Here is a 15818-nt window from a genome sequence, read left to right on the forward strand (position 1 = left end):
CCTTAAACTTAACTCAAAGGTTATGGTTTGCTCAAGCCTGATGTTGGAGAGCATCCATGTCCCTGTTTTCCGCGCTGGCGCCGCCGAATGGCGCCGTGATCCCGAACCGCATCGCCAAGGCCGCGATGGAAGAGAAGATGGCCGCTGGATGGCGTTGCGGACAGCGGCGGCCTGACGGCCGCCGGGATCGAACCATTGGCGGGAATCACAGTTGATGCCTGAAGCCGTCCGCGGGGCTCGCTTACCGAAGAAAGTGATCGTTCATGGCTGAAGAATTAATGGAAATCGAGTTCGCCGGCCACAAGGTCATGGTGTCGAAGGGCGGCTACTACGACCGCTTCCGGTCCAATCCCGATCTCGACGAGGTGGCGAAGGATCCCGCTGTCGGCAATATCGACTTCTTCCGCCGAATCCCGAAGGTGATGGTCCCATCGCGGATCGGCCTGATCTGGGCGCCGAACTTCTACTATCGCACCAGCAACGTGCAGGCCTTGATGCTCGCCCCGCTCAAGAAGTTGCGTTCGATGTTGCCGGCGCCGCTCGAGCCGCTGCATGCGCTGCCGGGACGCGGACTCGTGGCGCTCACCTTCTTCTCCTATGCCGTGTGCGACAACGACCTGCTCGCCTTCATTCGCGGTTGAGAGGGAACGATGGTTGCAGTTCCTCCGAATTCCGGCGCCGACATGGCGGCCGTGCTAGGCCGCCAGCGCGCCGCCTTTCTCAACGAGGGGCCGCCAAGCTTCGCCGATCGCAAGCTCCGGCTGAAACGGCTGCGCGCCGCCGTGCTGGCTCATCGCCGCGAGTTGGGAGAAGCGGTCAGCGCCGATTTCGGCCATCGCTCACGCTACGAAACCGATATCCTGGAAGTTCTCTGCGTCATACAGGCGATCGATTATCTTGGTCGAAACCTGCGCCGTTTCATGAAGCAGGAGCGCCGTCACGTCGGTCTATTCTACCGCACGGGGCGCGCCCGTGTCGAATATCAACCCAAGGGCGTCATCGGCGTGATGGCGCCTTGGAACTATCCTCTCTCGCTCACGATCATCCCGCTCGCCACCGCGCTGGCCGCCGGCAACCGCGCGATGCTGAAGCCGTCAGAGCTCACGCCACGCACGAGCGAGGTGATCCGGCTGATGATCGAGGAGAGCTTTCGGCCCGAAGAAGTCGCCGTTGTGCTCGGCGGCCCGGACGTCGGCGCGGCCTTCAGCGCTCTTCCCTTCGATCACATCCTCTTCACCGGTAGCACGCCTGTCGGCCGCAAGATCATGAAGGCGGCGAGCGACAATCTGGTTCCGCTGATCCTCGAACTCGGTGGCAAGAGCCCGACGATCATCGCCAGGGGCCGCGCCACCCGGCAGACGCTCGACAGCATCGTGTTCGGAAAACTCTCGAACGGCGGCCAGACCTGCATCGCGCCCGACTACGCGCTGGTCCATGAGGACGATCTGGACACCTTCATCGCCGAATTCGGCGCGAGCATCGCGCGCTTCTATCCCGACGGCCCGACCAGCCGCGACTATGCCTCGATCGTCAACGATCACCACTACGAGCGACTGAAAAGCCTGATCGAGGACGCCCGAACCAGCGGCGCACGGGTAATCGAGACGGGCCTGACGCCCGAGCGGGCGGCAGAGCGATTACGGACGATTGCGCCGACGCTCGTCGTCGGAGCTGGTGACGATACCAAAATCATGCAGGAGGAAATCTTCGGGCCGATCCTTCCGGTGCGCACCTACCGCACGATCGACGAGGTGATCGACTATGTGAATGCGCGGCCGCGCCCGCTGGCGCTCTATTACTTTGGCGCGCAAGATGCCGATTGCGGGAAACTGCTGGCGCGGACCACATCGGGAAACGTCGGCATCAACAACACGTTGTTGCATTTCGCCCAGGACGACCTGAGTTTCGGAGGCGTCGGCCCAAGCGGAATGGGCGCTTATCACGGCATCGAGGGCTTCCGCTCGATGAGCCACGCCAAGGGCGTGTTCGTTCAGGGGCGTTGGAACCTGCCGAGCCTGATGCGGGCGCCGTTCGGCAAGATCGCGGACCTCGGTTTGAAAGTTATGCTCGGGTCCGATCGCCGTTCAAAACGACGCGGATCGTCGTCGGCGTGAGTGTTCGATAAGGTCCATAGGATGAGCAAGCGCATTCTTCATGTGGTCAGCAACGTTGCCCATTACGACGATCCGTCGCATCCAACCGGCCTTTGGCTGTCTGAACTCACGCACGCCTACGACGTGTTTGCGGAAAAAGGCTATGAACAGCGGATCGTGAGCCCGAAGGGCGGCGTGTCGCCGCTCGAACCCCGCGCGCTCAAATGGCCGCTTCTCGACGCCTCGGCCAAGGCGTGGCTGGCCGACAAGAGCCGCATGGAGCTTCTCTCGACGACGGCTCGGCCCGACGAGATCGATCCGGCGGACTACGATGTGATCTATTTCACCGGCGGTCACGCGGTCATGTGGGACTTTCCCGAGAGCGAAGGGCTGCAAAGGATCACGCGCGCCATATGGGAGCGCGGCGGAATCGTTTCGTCCGTCTGCCACGGCTATTGCGGCCTGCTGAACACGAAGCTGTCCGATGGCGCGCTGCTCGTGGCAGGAAAGCGGCTCACCGGCTTTTCTTGGGCGGAAGAGGTATTGGCTGGGGTTGCGAAATACATGCCCTACAACGCCGAGGCCGAAATGAAGCGGCGGGGCGCGCGCTATCAGAAAGCGCTTCTGCCGTTCATCTCCTACGCCGTCGCCGATGGCCGGCTGGTTACCGGACAGAACCCGTGGTCCGCCAGGGCGACGGCCGTAAAGGTAGCGGCCCTTCTCCGGGTGCGGGTCCGAGAATAGCCGATCCTATCATTCCCCAACTTTGATCCTTACAAAGGATGACCTTGGAGGACTATAGAGTAGACATAGTTTTCCTCATCACCCGGCGCGGCGCGCCAGCTCTCCCAAAAACATGAAGACCGCCGGCGTCGCGGGTTTTCTGGAGGTTATGCAGTTTGATTCAGGCAGCGATCCACCGCCGATAGCTGTCGCCAGATGACCTCGACCTTGTAAAGGCCATTGATCGTCTCGGCCAAAGCATTGTCGTAACTGTCGCGACGCTACCGACCGAGGGCACGAAATCGGCCTCTACCAGGCGCGGGGTGTAGTTCATAGCGAGGTATTGAACGCCCCTGTCGCTGTGGTGGATCAGGCCGTCGTCTGGGCCGGGTCTGCGGCCTGCAGAACGATGTCGGCGATCGCGCCGGGCGCGGCATGGGCTCTCGGAGAGCGCGCCTACCCCGATGGGATAAGTGACGGAATGTTGCCCAACAGCCACACATATGCAGAATAGAATCGGTTATCATACTTAAGGGTTGCTCGGCGCTTCGTGAATCGGCAACAAATCAAAAATCGTATTTCGGCGCGCTAGGCGGGGAGCAAAAATGACTTCTACCCGGATCATCAAGGCATCTGCCACCGCACTTATGGCGGCGGTCCTTGCCGGCGAAGCCCTGGCTCAGACCACGCTGCCGACAATCAACGTGGGCGGCGGACAGAAGATTAAACGGACCGCAAGCCGGCAAGCGCCGCGGCCGGCCCATCCCATCCGCACGGCCGCTCCCATCTCGGCGCCCCCCACCGTCAGCCCCGTCGTAGCGGACGCCAATGACGGCTTCGGTTCGTCTGCACAGCAAAACACGGCTTTGGGCCCCAAGATCGACTATCCGGCGCCGCCGAAGGATATGCCGTCCTCCAGCGAGCGCTTTTTCACGGGCGGTCAGGTAAACACCGTCCCTGCTTTCCGGCCCGGCGAGGCGCTCGAAATTGTTCCGGGTCTCGCGGTCACGCAGCACAGCGGCGAGGGCAAGGCGAACCAGTATTATCTGCGTGGTTTTGACCTAGATCATGGCACTGATCTCGCGCTCTATCTCGACGGCATGCCGCTCAACATGCGCACGCACGGGCATGGGCAAGGCTATTCGGACGCGAATTTCGTCATCCCGGAAATGCTCGCTTATGTCGACGCCCGAAAGGGTCCCTATAATGTCGAGGACGGCGACTTCTCGAACGCCGGCACGATTCGCATGCAATATCTGCGGAGGGTCCCTCAGGGCGTTTTTTCGACGACCGGCGGCATCTTCAATTATGGCCGAATCTTCGGCATGAAATCCTGGGAATATGCCGGCGGCGACATTTTTGGCGGCGGCGAGATTTCGACCTACGACGGACCCTGGCAGGTCCCGAACGCCGCGCGCAAGATCAACGCCGTGTTGCGTTGGTCGCGAGGCGAGGAAAATGACGGCATGTCGATCACCGGCATGGCCTACGCCAACCGATGGAATTCGACGGACCAGGTTCCGACGCGGGCGATCGACAGCGGCATTCTGTCGCGCTGGGGCACGCTCAACCCGACGGACGGCGGAAACACCACGCGCTTCAGCCTCTCGGGCCGTTGGGCGCAAGACACCGCGAATTACTGGTCGAAGGTCGAAGCCTTCGCCATGCACTCGACCCTCAATCTTTACAACGACTTTACCTACTTCCTCTCTCATCCCGTGATCGGCGATCAATTCCGTCAGTTCGATCGGCGCACCATGATCGGCGGCAACGCCTATCATGCGCTGAAATTCAATATTCTTGGCGACAAAGAGAGCGAGTTGAGGTTCGGCTTCCAGTCGCGCTATGACGATATCCGCGTAGGGTTGCAAGATTCGATTCAGCGCATGCCCTACGACACGGTCCGAAACGACCATGTCAGCGAAGGCAGCATCGCGCTCCTGACGGACGTCAAGACGAAATGGTCGCCGTGGCTGAGGACGGTCGTCGGCGCCCGGTGGGACTATTATTGGGGCAGCAATCAGGGCTTGCAGGCCTATTGGGATTCGCCGCTTTTCCCGGCCGTCGACGCGCCCGGTTTCGATCCGTCGAATCCGTTTCGCATCTGGACCGGCCCGATCAATAGCGGGACGTACAACGCGCAATTGATCAGTCCGAAGGCGTCCGTCATTATCAATCCGTGGGACGACAGGACCGACTTCTATCTTAACTTCGGTCGAGGGTTCCATTCGAACGATTTCCGCGCCACGACGCAACGCGTCGCCGTGACGGAAGTGAACGACGATCTCAGCTACGCCAGCGTGCCGCATAACGGTCTCCTTTCGCCCTCGACAGGCGCCGAGATCGGCGTGAAAACTCGGGTGATCGACAAGCTTGAAAGCGCGGCGACTCTATTCTTCATCCAGACCGCGCAAGAAAATATTTTCGAAGGAGACAGCGGCAATACAGTTATTGCGCGAGGCGCAAACCGTATCGGCGTCGAATTCACGAACCACTATCGGCCCCTGTCCTGGCTCGCCTTTGAAGGCGACGTCACGGCGACGCACGCTCGCTTCAGAGGCTTCGACAGGGATCAGGCCGATCTTTACGTTCAGCTCCTGCAACCCGACGCCTTCCCGTGGGGCGCATGGCTCGGAAACGCGCCGGGCAATTACCTTGTGAACGCGACGCCGGTCATCGCGACCGGCGTCATCGAGCTGGGCGAGGCGACGGGTTTGTTCGCCAACTTCAAATATCGCTACATTGCGCCGCGCGCTCTAACGGAAGACGGCTTTTATAAGAGCCCGGCGATCGGCACGGTCAACGCGCGCGTCGGTTACCGCTGGAAAGAGGGGTGGAAACTCCAGCTTGACGTCTTCAACATGTTCAACTCGCGGTCCCAGCAGATCGCATATGGTTACGGTTCCTTCCTCCCGACCGATCCGCTTTTCCAAGCCTGCGCCGGGGCCATCGCCGTTCCGACCACCGACGCGGTCTGCGGCGTCGGTCAGATGGGCGTCGTCGGCCATCCGATCGAGCGGACCTCATGGCGCGTGACCTTTGGGGGTCCCCTCGACTTCGATCCTCGCAACACCAAGGGCCCGGATCTGACCGAGCCGTTCCAGCTCCTCAAATTCTGGAACTAAAACGGCTGCCGCGTCTTGAACTCCGCGCCGGAACAATTGCGAGCTGACCGCAGCAAATGCCGCGCTCAGCCGCGATTTGCGGGGAAATTCTCGGGATGCGCGACGTTTCTCCGCGGGAGTCGCGCCTCCAGACGAGTATGCGGGTCAGGCTGGGCGCACGAGATCGCGAACTGCGTTCTTATGGCCGCGCCGCGCCATCTATCTCTCCAAGGTTTTGTCGTCGACTATTGTTGCGCGTTGCAGTCCGTCTCCCGGAATCAGTTCCAACTATGGACGAGGCATGTTCGACGCCTTGACGGTTGGTAGGATAAAAAATAACATAGATCATACTAATCGGGAAGGATACGGAGCCCCGGCAACTGGGGCGCGCGCGTAATTATTCTTTGGTCAAGCGCAGGGCGGCGGGCCGGCGCTTCCATCGCGGGCAGTTTTTCTCCTAACTTAACAGGAAGGTGACGACGCCGTGTGGAGCGAACAAACATGGCTCTTGATCGTTCCCACCTGGATCGGGATCATTGCCGGCGGCGTGATCCTTGCGATCGTCGAAGAACGAAAACGCAAAAAGAAATAGAGCCGTCCAGCGATGAATGACAGCATGATTGGCGTTGCGTCGCCGGGTTCGCTTAGCCGGAGACGACGCCGGCGTGGACGAAACGCTCTTCTCCGCATCCACCGCGTTATTGGCCTGTTCCTCGGAGCGGTTTTTGTCCTGGTCGGCCTCAGCGGATCGATTCTCGCTTATCGGGAACGCCTCGACGAGCAATTGAACGCCTCGATCATGCGCGTGGAAATTCCGCAAAAAGACGCTGTTTATCGCCCGATCGACGAACTTCTCGCGGCGGCCGTCGCTGCAATGCCGACAGACGGAAAGTTGGAAAGGCTGACCATGCCCCGTCAGGCAGGATCGGTTATGGCTGTCACTTACATCGTCGAGACTGACGACCTCGATACATACGTTCATCAGATATTCGTCGATCCCTATTCGGTGAAAGTCACTGGACAGCGTCTTTTTCTGCATGGCGACGATCCATTGTCGCAGCCGCTCATCCAAATTCTGATGACCTTTCACTGGACGCTGCTGCTTGGCGTCAACAATGCGTATGTCGTCGGCTTCCTGGGTATCTTGCTTTTTATTTCCGTTCTGTTGGGGCTGTATCTGTGGTGGCCCGTCAACGGGGACTGGCGGCTCGGTCTAAAGGTGAAATGGGGCGCAAGCGCCGAGAGGGTCGTTTTCGACTTGCACAGGAGCCTGGGCGTTTATTGCGCGGTTTTTCTTTTGATCACACTGTTCACAGGCGCCGCCATGATCTTCAAACCGGCGACGCGAAACGTCGTGAACCTATTGTCGCCTGTGCGCCCCGATCCTGACTTTGGCAAATCGACCCCAAGCCCCGGTCGCTCGCCGATTGGCGTAGGCGAAGCGACGGAAATTGCGAACAAGGCCTTCCCCGACGGTAGGCTTCACTGGGTTCTTTTCCCCAACACGCCGACGGCTGTCTACATTGTTGGAAAGCAGGCGGATTACGAGCCGAACCAGACCAAGACCTATCGAAATGTCGGGATCGACCAATATAGCGGTCAAGTGCTCCATGTGCAGGATCGGGCCCGTTTCTCCGGAGGCGAAACTTTCCTCGAATGGTTGTTCCCGATACATAGTGGCGAGGCGTTCGGCGGTCTGGGCCGTCCGATCGCGCTGGCGATCGGCTTGTCGCCTTTCGTTTTCTACGTCACCGGCCTTACAAGATGGCTGCAAAAACGCCGGGCGCGGAGGCGTCCGGCGTTCTGAAAGACGGCTCCGTCAGACCCCCGTAAGGAAGGAAGGTTTCGTCAGGCTTTCTTTTTTATCGCCCGACAAGGATCGGCATTTCGATTGTGTCTTCCTTGTTTTTGGCTTCTCCGAAGGCTGCCTTTAGAACATATTTTCCTGTGTGGGGAACGGTCGCCTCCAAAGTTGCAAATCCGCTCGGATAGGATTTCGACGGCAGAGAGCTTAGTTGTTTGAGGGCGCCGTCCGATCCCTCTCCGTAGAAAGCCAGGGCGACGGTCTCGCCCCTTGCTTCTTTTTCCATGAGCGTGATCGAGAAGATGACTTTGCCCGTTCCTGGCACACGGTCACAATATTCGTCATACTTGCTCAGGTCGTCGGTCGCCCCTCCCGCGCTTTCAGCCGAGTCCGCCATGAAATAGGTAGTCAGATGGACGGAGTAGAAGTCGCTCACTCCGAGACACTCCGATATGGTGCGATCGCCGGCTTTGACAGCGGGCTTCAGCGTGTGAGCTTTCCAGAAATCGCCTATGCGTTGATTGACGGCTGGTCCCCACCATGCGTAGGAAAAAAGAGCGCCGTTGACGCCGACGAGTAGAACGATACCAAGAAACAACATCAAGTTCAGGCGGCCGGTGGGGCTCATTGCTTGGGCTTCCTCTCGACACTGCGCTCTTGCGCTTTTCTTTGTTGGAGCAGGGCGGCGAGTGGCCTTGCTGTTGGCGTCAATCACGGGCGCACTTCAAATTCCCAGGCGCCGCTCACGAGATGGCCGTCCGCGGACAATGCCCGATAGCGCACCGTGTATTTGCCCGCCGTCAACGGGTTGACGCTGACCGAGACATGGGCCGGATCGGCGCTGTCGATCGCGGCGTCGCGCTTATCGACCCGTTCGCCTGCGGCGCTGACGACCGCGAGGGCAGCGAAGGCGTCGCGTATGCCCGCATCGTACCAGACATCGACCTTCCCTATGTTCGTTTCGGCGACGCCTCCTTGCTGTGGCGACGTGCGGACAACGATGGCGTGCGCCAAAACGATCGGGCTCTCCGTTTGCGCAGGCGGCGTTGATGGAGACCTGAGAGCAACTTTATGCTCTGCAACAGTCCTCATGCGTTCGTCCCGGGGTAGAGCGCCGCTCGCATAGGCAGCCGCGCGCGCGGGAAGAGACGCCGCAGCCAGAAATGCGGCAAAGAAAAGCGCGATTTGATTGAGCCCAGAAGCCATACGTCGCCTGTTTTTCCGTCGCTAAGAAAAATTCAGCCCGCGAGGCGAAGAGAATGCAGTCTGCCGCTTCTTGCGCTTTCCGCCAACACCCAATGCCTCCGCTGAACAGCCCCTCCACGCGAAAGCCGACGAGGCGGCCTTAACCTTGTCATTCCTACGCTTATATGCACTATCAATCCAGAATGCATACTCAGCGTTTTCCTCGCGTCAAGGGAGCCGTCGGAAATGGTGCGAATTATGCTGCGTGCATTTGCCGCCATTTGGGCGGCTTTTTGCCTTCAGGCGGCGGCAAGCGCTCACACCGCGAATATTTCCAGCAGCCGCATCGTGCCGGAGGGTCAGGGTCGTTATCGCGTCGACGTGGGTTTCCTCGGCGCCGACATCGAGCGAATGTTCGCGGAGAACAAAAAGGACTTGAAAGACGTAGACCTCACTGAGCCGGGCGTCATCGAGGGGATGATCGGTAAATTCATCCAGGGCCGCGTCGCCCTGCAAAACGAGGAGGGAAGAGCCTGCCCGAGCACGGTCGTCTCGGTTGGAGAAGACCCAACCAACCCATACGATTCGAAGGCGGTCTTGCGGATGGATTGCAGCGCGGTTCCGGGGCCGATTTTCTATAATCCCTTCGAACTACTGAAAGCGCAGGGGTCTCGCGCCAAACATCTCGTCAGCATCGGCGAGAAAAGTGACGAGTCGAGCCTGACGGAAGCGCAGCGGATGGGAAGCGAGCCGGCCCCGGGGCAGGTGATGATCTATCCCGGCGACGCGCTGATCGACATTTCAAAGCCCTTGCTCTCTCCGTGGGAGCTTGCGCCGAAGTTTTTCGCGGCCGGCGTCGAGCATATTGCAACTGGCTACGATCACATCTGCTTTCTGATCGCGGTCGTTTTGTGGGCGTCGCGCGCTTGGCCGGTCGTGAAGATCGTCACGGCTTTCACGGTCTCGCATTCGATCACGCTGACGCTGGCGGCGTTGCAGATCGTCGATCTTCCGAGCCGGTGGACTGAAATCGCGATCGCGCTGTCGATCATCTACGTCGCCCTGGAAAATTTTTTCACGCGCAAGGTCGACGGACGCTGGCGCGACACCTTCTTCTTCGGCTTCGTACATGGGTTCGGCTTCGCAAGCGGCCTGATTGAAATGGGCGTGCCGCAACGGGCGATCGTGCCGGCGCTGGCGAGTTTCAATGTCGGCGTCGAGGTTGGCCAGATCGGCGTCGTGCTGATCGTGGTTCCGCTCCTGGTCCTGGTCGACAAGCGCTTTTTCAGTGGCGAGCGCAGCCCGCGGCTCGTGTGGATCTGCTCCGCGGCGGTCGCTTGCGCCGGCGTATATTGGTTGTTCTACCCCATGGGATGAGATCGGCGGAGCAAAAAATGGCGGCCGAACGCCGCCGTAATCGAGCGCCGCCCTGTCGACTTCGGAAAAGGCTCGCTCACGGGTCCATCCCCTTCGACCAGCCTTATCACCCCCTCGCAGTCCGAGAGGATTCGCTGGAAATTGTCGCAGGCCTCGGTGATCCTTATTCTCGCCAGAAAGACTTCCGACTCCCTCACGCGACGGAGGCTGCTGTCTAATAGAACGGCTGTTCGCCGAAAAAGCCTGGCGTGCCTGACGCAGCTCTCAGGATCCGCGGCTCCAAGCGCCGACGACCGGCACTTTTGCGCCTGCTGAATGTGCCACTCAACCAAGCGGTGCATCGTTTGCCCCAACAGCCGGCCGCTCTTCACATTCCGGGCGCCGGCGCTTCCCGGAACCCAAAATAGTTAAGTTTGAATCGTTTGCAGGCAAGCACTAACGCCCTCCAGGCTCCGCATCCTATTCTCGGCGCACCCAGCTCGGCAGCTGGCGGCGACCGATGGATATTAGAGAAGCCGAAAGCGTTGGCGGAACAGCGCGGCTTTCCAAACGGCGGCGCTGAAGCAAGGCCGTTTCGCCAGAAACAGACTAACCCGCTCAACTGGTCAGGCGGCTCGCGCCCGTGCTCCCCAGGCGTGCGAAAATCCATCGAGAAACTCTGTCTTTGCCTTCGACCTCCTCACACAAGAGGCGTCGATGGTATTCCATCGTCGCAAGCGTTTCGACGAAAGCATCGAGCATGCTCATGGCGTCTTTGACCGGGCGGCGTTCAGCCTGAAGCTGCGCGACTCGATTGCGCTGATAGGCGATAATCTGTTTCGCCCTGGCGATATGCCGTGTCGCTCTGTCGAGACTTGTCTCCGGCCTGCCTTTTTTTCGGGCCGGGCTCGAAAGGGTTGGCGCCTCCTGAGCGCCCGGGGCAAAAGCCTGAATCGCGGCTAATTTCTGCAGTAACAGAACCATTTTCTCAGGAAGCGGCTTACGAGTGACGGCCTCAAGCGAATGGTGGATGGCATTCCCCAGCACACTCTGGATCAGCCTTTCATCCTCGGCTCGTTCTTTTGCAAGAAGCTCCGCCACCACTGACATGGCCCATCCGCTCTCCCGCAAGCTCCCAAATCACAAACTTATAGGGTAAGTAAGTAGTTATCTTCAGAGATTATCGAGTCTTGCTTGCATGTAAGAGCAGGCCGCGCTTGTCCGTGCGGCTGAAGAGGGCGCGAAAAGGCAGTTGGAAATGCGTTCGACGCTCTCCCGCTGGAAATCCGGCCCGTTATGATCCCGCTTTGGGGAGCGCGAGCAACTTCGCCAATACGTCCAAAGCAATCGGCTTCACGAAAAACTGGTCGAAGCCGGCCTTCAACGCGCGGTCGCGGACGTCGTCCTGCCCCCAGCCGCTCAGCGCAGCGAGAACCATGCTTTTTCCGTGTGGAAGCTTTCTGAGTTCCCTCGCGAACTGGTAGCCGTCCATTCCGGGCAGGCCGATGTCCGCGATCACGATCTCAGGCTTGAACGAGTCGATGACAGCGATCGCGGCCGGTCCGCTCGGCGCCGTATGGGCCTCTCCTCCAAGCGACCGAACGAGCATTGCGACGCTTTCCGCGACGTCAGATTGATCGTCGACAATCAGAATTTTGCGCCGAGCGGCTGGCGTTTCGATTTCGGTTGCGTTGGCGATGGCGGGCGGATCCTTGGAGAGACGCAGGCGCACGACGAATTCGCTGCCTTTTCCTCTGCCGCCGCTGAATGCTTCAATGCCTCCGCCGTGCAGTTCGATAATGCCGCGGGCGAGCGCCAACCCCACACCGATGCCGCTCTTTTCCAGCCCTGGCGCTTTGTCGCCCTGATTGAAGAGTTCGAAGGCGTGCGCGAGGCTATCCGGCGTGAAACCCGCCCCGTTGTCACAGACGCGAACCACCGCCATATCGTCGTCGCGCCGCGCCGAAACGGTGATGGAGCCTTCAGGCTGCGTGAATTTGGAAGCATTGTTGAGCAAATTCGAAAAGACCTGCGAAAGGCGAACAAAGTCGCCATCCACGGTCAGCTGCTCCTCGGGGAGGGAAACATCAATTTTTTGCCGCCGCGACTCGATAAGCGGCATAACGGTTTCAAGGCCCTGATTGATGGCCGCCTTCAGGTCGAAAGGCTTTATCTGCAGTTCAACCTTTCCACGCGTGATGCGCGCGACGTCGAGCAAATCGTCGACAAGGCGCATAAGATGAGACGTCTGTCTTTCGATCAACTGATGCGCGCGCTCGGTTTCTTCGGGGGTCAGACTGGCGCGCCTTAGAACTTGCAGGGAATTATGGATTGGGGTTAGCGGGTTGCGCAATTCATGTGCGAGCATTGCAAGGAATTCGTCCTTGCGGCGATCCGCCTCCCTCAGCTCTTGCTGCAGCGAATAAACGCTGATGGCGTCCGCAGCCTGACGCGCGCAAATGTCCACCAGTCTTGATTCAGGAGAGGAGAATTGGTGAGGCTCGCGGAAATATAAAATAAGCATTCCAACCAATTTACCCGACGTTGCGCTGAGCGGTGAACAGATCACGGCCCGGTAGCCTATCGCTCTTGCTTCTTGGAGAGCCGGCTTGGCGGCGGGCTCCTTTTCGACATCCTCGAAAGTGATCCGCTCGCGCCGGGAAAGCGCCGCGCCGCAAACAGAGCCAGAAAAGGCGTCCAGGGTTATGACCGGCTCGGGCGCCTCTTCCTCGAAGCCTCTGTGGGCGACGAGCCGCAACGCGTTCTTTACCGAATCAAGCAGGTGGATGCTGCCGAAATGCGCGCCCGTCAGCTCGATAATCGCGTCGAGGATCGCTCCGAGCGGCTGCTCGATCTGATTGGCCTCCATGACTTTCGTGCTGAGCTCCTGCAGCCGCGCCATGGCGCGCAACTCGAACTCCAATCCTCGCTCGGCAAGCTTCAACTTTGTAATGTCCGTGAAGGTGACGACAACGCCGTCGATTTGTCCTTCCAGCGTTCGATAGGGCCGAACCTGCATCGACACCCAGTGTCCATCGGTCGTTTGCACGCTCTTGTCGACGGGAACGAGGCTTTTCAGGACGGCGGCGACATCCTGTTCGAGCTCTTCGTAAACGAGGCGGTGTCGGAAATCGGAAATCACGCGGCCGACATCGGTCTTGCCGATGCTGAAATAGTCGTTCACGCGCGGAGTGAAAAACCTTATCTTCAGATTGGAGTCGAGGAACAACGTTCCGATTTCCGTCGCGGCGACGAGGTTTTCAAGGTCGTTGTGAGCCGTCGAGATCGCTTCCAGCTTGCTTTTCAGCTCGCTATTGACCGTCTGCAACTCTTCGTTGATCGACTGCAATTCCTCCTTGCTGGTTTCCAGCTCCTCCGCCGTCGACCGGTACTCCTCATTAATCGATTGCAGCTCTTCATTAGCCGCCCGCAAATCCTGAGTCGCTTGCTCATACTCTCTCCGACCGGCGCTAAGTCGATCTTGCGCCGCCGCAAGCTCCTGACGCAGCCGTTTGACTTCCGCCCGGCTGACCTCCTCGATTTCCGGCATTTCATCGGCGTGAGGAGCGACGCCGAGGTCCATGAAAAAGACCAGGGCCTGCCCGGAAGCCGATTGCCCGTCTTCTCTGTAAGGCGTCACGTGCAATGCAACGAGATGGGCGTCGCCATTGAAAGCGACAGGGATCGGCACGCTCAGCGAGGCCTCTTCCTTTTCGACCGCGCGCTGTAAGGCGAGTTTCAGATCGACCCGCAGCTCCGGGCGCACCTGAGTCGACAATTCGGAGCTGAAGGGCCCTTCAAGAGGCCTGAAGAAGCGGCCCGCATTTGGCGAAAGATGAAGTATCTTCGCTGAGCTGTCGACAAGCACGCTCGGCGGCGCATTTTTCTCGAGGGCGGACGCATGCGTATGGCCAACGCCGACCGGGGGCTCCGCAACGATCGGCTGCGACGGACGGTGCTCTATGGTCGAAAAGTCCGAAGCCAGATGCGGCAGCGGCGGCGTCACTTTTTCCGTTTGGCCGATAGAGAGATAGATGCGAGCGTCGCGATCGACGGGCACGAAAAGCGACTGGGCGGCGTCAATTGTCTCCGCTGATCCCAGGAAGACGTAGCCGTTCGGCTTCAGCGCGTAATGAAATAGCGCGCAGAGCTGCCGTTGAAGCTCCCGCTGCATGTAAATCAGCAGGTTGCGGCATGAGATCAAATCGATCCTGACGAAAGGCGGGTCCTTTAACGCGCTGTGCGAAGCGAACAGGATGAGGTCGCGCAGTTCTTTTTTTACGCGGTAGAAAGTTTCGTCCTGCACGAAAAAGCGACGCAGGCGCTCCTCGGAGACGTCGGCTTCGATCGACCTCGGATAGCGTCCCTCCCTGGCGGTTGCGAGCGCGAGTTCGTCGATGTCGCTGGCAAAAATCTGCATGAGCGGATGAACGCCGCGACGCGCGGCCTCCTCCAGCAACAATATGCCGATGCTGTAAGCCTCCTCGCCGGTCGCGCAACCTATGACCCAAACTCTCACCGGCGTTTCGTCATCCAGCCTGTCAAACATCGGCTTGATGACCTTTTCCACCAGAGCCGCGAAGGCGTCGGGATCGCGGAAAAACGAGGTGACGGAAATCAGAAGGTCCGAGAAGAGTTCGAAGACTTCGTTCTTGTTCGCCTGGAGATAGTGGTAATAATCGGCAAAGCTTCCTTTGCGGACGACCTGCATGCGCCGCGCCAGCCGGCGCATCACTGTCGGCCGTTTGTAATTGGAAAAGTCATGTCCTGTGCGTCGGCGCAGCAGCGCGATGATCTGTCGGAGATTTCGTTCCGTATCTTCCTCGTTTTCAGCGCGCAGGGCCAACTGGCTGCGCCTGATCTCCGCGATGCGCTCAACCAGTTCCACGATCGGGCCCACGAAATCGACGACTCCGGTCGCGATCGCGCTTTCCGGCATCATCGGGAATTCCGCGTCTCCCGGCTCCTGCGCGAAAACGACGCCTCCGGCCTCTTTCACAGCCCGGACGCCGAGCGTGCCGTCAGAACCGGAACCGCTCAGAAGAACCGCCATTCCGTCGGCTCTCCCGGCGGCGACGGACTCAAAGAACATGTCGATCGGCGAGCGTCGGCCCTTGAGTCCGGTGAAGGGCCGCGCCGTCAGATCGTCGCCATTGATCACCAGCTCGCGGTTGGGCGGAATCACATAGACGCAGTTTGGCTGGATCGTTACCGCCCCTTCAATCTGCTTCACCGGCATCCGCGTCTGGGCGGCCAAAATTTCACTCAAGGCGCTTGGATGATCCGGCGCAAGATGAACGATCACGACATAGGCCAGGCCCAAGTCCGCTCGGATATGCGAGAAGAAACTCTTGAGCGCGTTGACGCCGCCCGCGGAAGCCCCTAGCGCACATATAGGCGTGTTATTGGGTAGCCGATCGGCGTGGGGATCCGTCGCGTTCATGATTCCTCGCTGAAACATAACTCCTTATATTAAGAGCCGCCTTCGTCACTAGCGAGCGCTAGCGTGGCTGTGTCGGCCCGCCGGATTAGCGAGACGCCGCCCCTTTGCCG

General features: G+C 59.6%; 11 protein-coding genes and 1 pseudogene. 7 read left to right on the forward strand and 5 right to left on the reverse strand.

The genetic code is table 11. The features are described from left to right. Positions 1–56 precede the first annotated feature (56 nt). From ACNHKD_RS08090 to ACNHKD_RS08105, 4 genes are read left to right on the forward strand one after another with little or no spacing between them, the layout of a single operon-like run. A complete protein-coding gene (locus ACNHKD_RS08090; protein ID WP_442756948.1) occupies positions 57–215 on the forward strand; it encodes a hypothetical protein in 159 nt (52 codons plus the stop codon). Between the two features lie 48 nt (positions 216–263). After that, the gene (locus tag ACNHKD_RS08095; RefSeq protein WP_442756554.1) at positions 264–641 is read left to right on the forward strand and encodes a hypothetical protein; all 378 of its coding nucleotides are present in this window, start codon (positions 264–266) and stop codon (positions 639–641) included. A 9-nt stretch (positions 642–650) separates the two neighbouring features. Beyond that, on the forward strand, positions 651–2114 hold the full coding sequence (locus ACNHKD_RS08100; protein WP_442756555.1) for a coniferyl aldehyde dehydrogenase: 1464 nt from the start codon (positions 651–653) through the stop codon (positions 2112–2114). 21 nt (positions 2115–2135) lie between these two features. Further along, complete coding sequence (locus tag ACNHKD_RS08105; protein WP_442756556.1) at positions 2136–2837, forward strand: type 1 glutamine amidotransferase domain-containing protein; 702 nt, start codon at positions 2136–2138, stop codon at positions 2835–2837. Positions 2838–3022: 185 nt separating this feature from the next. Here ACNHKD_RS08105 and ACNHKD_RS08110 read toward each other — a convergent pair. Next, positions 3023–3213 (reverse strand): annotated as a pseudogene (locus tag ACNHKD_RS08110) (IS3 family transposase); the annotation flags it as partial. Between the two features lie 208 nt (positions 3214–3421). Between ACNHKD_RS08110 and ACNHKD_RS08115 the strand changes: the two are divergent. Then, on the forward strand, positions 3422–5941 hold the full coding sequence (locus ACNHKD_RS08115; RefSeq protein WP_442756557.1) for a TonB-dependent receptor: 2520 nt from the start codon (positions 3422–3424) through the stop codon (positions 5939–5941). A gap of 583 nt (positions 5942–6524) precedes the next feature. Continuing rightward, positions 6525–7727, forward strand: a complete 1203-nt coding sequence (locus ACNHKD_RS08120) for a PepSY-associated TM helix domain-containing protein (RefSeq protein WP_442756558.1) — start codon at positions 6525–6527, stop codon at positions 7725–7727. Between the two features lie 55 nt (positions 7728–7782). Here the strand turns inward: ACNHKD_RS08120 and ACNHKD_RS08125 are convergent, their stop codons facing one another. Both ACNHKD_RS08125 and ACNHKD_RS08130 read right to left on the reverse strand, forming a co-directional pair. Beyond that, positions 7783–8352, reverse strand: coding sequence for a hypothetical protein (locus tag ACNHKD_RS08125; protein WP_442756559.1), 570 nt, complete (start codon positions 8350–8352; stop codon positions 7783–7785). A gap of 83 nt (positions 8353–8435) precedes the next feature. Further along, positions 8436–8738, reverse strand: a complete 303-nt coding sequence (locus ACNHKD_RS08130; protein ID WP_442756560.1) for a copper resistance CopC family protein — start codon at positions 8736–8738, stop codon at positions 8436–8438. A 429-nt stretch (positions 8739–9167) separates the two neighbouring features. Here ACNHKD_RS08130 and ACNHKD_RS08135 point away from each other — a divergent pair, with 429 nt between their 5' ends. Then, positions 9168–10286: a HupE/UreJ family protein gene (locus tag ACNHKD_RS08135; RefSeq protein WP_442756561.1), complete on the forward strand. Its 1119-nt coding sequence runs from the start codon at positions 9168–9170 to the stop codon at positions 10284–10286. Between the two features lie 597 nt (positions 10287–10883). On the opposite strand, the gene ACNHKD_RS08140 is transcribed toward ACNHKD_RS08135, so the two are convergent. Together ACNHKD_RS08140 and ACNHKD_RS08145 are read right to left on the reverse strand one after the other, a co-directional pair. Continuing rightward, a complete protein-coding gene (locus ACNHKD_RS08140; RefSeq protein WP_442756562.1) occupies positions 10884–11375 on the reverse strand; it encodes a hypothetical protein in 492 nt (163 codons plus the stop codon). A gap of 184 nt (positions 11376–11559) precedes the next feature. Continuing rightward, complete coding sequence (locus ACNHKD_RS08145) at positions 11560–15708, reverse strand: CheR family methyltransferase (RefSeq protein ID WP_442756563.1); 4149 nt, start codon at positions 15706–15708, stop codon at positions 11560–11562. Positions 15709–15818: the final 110 nt, after the last annotated feature.

The organism is Methylocystis sp. JAN1 (genome assembly GCF_052186135.1).
Taxonomy (GTDB): domain Bacteria; phylum Pseudomonadota; class Alphaproteobacteria; order Rhizobiales; family Beijerinckiaceae; genus Methylocystis.

Excerpts from the sequence above, each read along its gene's own strand:
- ACNHKD_RS08100 (WP_442756555.1), top strand. The coding sequence starts at position 651 with ATGGTTGCAGTTCCTCCGAATTCCGGCGCCGACATGGCGGCCGTGCTA.
- ACNHKD_RS08135 (WP_442756561.1), top strand. The coding sequence starts at position 9,168 with ATGCTGCGTGCATTTGCCGCCATTTGGGCGGCTTTTTGCCTTCAGGCG.
- ACNHKD_RS08105 (WP_442756556.1), top strand. The coding sequence starts at position 2,136 with ATGAGCAAGCGCATTCTTCATGTGGTCAGCAACGTTGCCCATTACGAC.
- ACNHKD_RS08140 (WP_442756562.1), bottom strand. The coding sequence starts at position 11,375 with ATGTCAGTGGTGGCGGAGCTTCTTGCAAAAGAACGAGCCGAGGATGAA.
- ACNHKD_RS08120 (WP_442756558.1), top strand. The coding sequence starts at position 6,525 with ATGAATGACAGCATGATTGGCGTTGCGTCGCCGGGTTCGCTTAGCCGG.
- ACNHKD_RS08125 (WP_442756559.1), bottom strand. The coding sequence starts at position 8,352 with ATGAGCCCCACCGGCCGCCTGAACTTGATGTTGTTTCTTGGTATCGTT.
- ACNHKD_RS08090 (WP_442756948.1), top strand. The coding sequence starts at position 57 with ATGTCCCTGTTTTCCGCGCTGGCGCCGCCGAATGGCGCCGTGATCCCG.
- ACNHKD_RS08095 (WP_442756554.1), top strand. The coding sequence starts at position 264 with ATGGCTGAAGAATTAATGGAAATCGAGTTCGCCGGCCACAAGGTCATG.
- ACNHKD_RS08145 (WP_442756563.1), bottom strand. The coding sequence starts at position 15,708 with ATGAACGCGACGGATCCCCACGCCGATCGGCTACCCAATAACACGCCT.
- ACNHKD_RS08115 (WP_442756557.1), top strand. The coding sequence starts at position 3,422 with ATGACTTCTACCCGGATCATCAAGGCATCTGCCACCGCACTTATGGCG.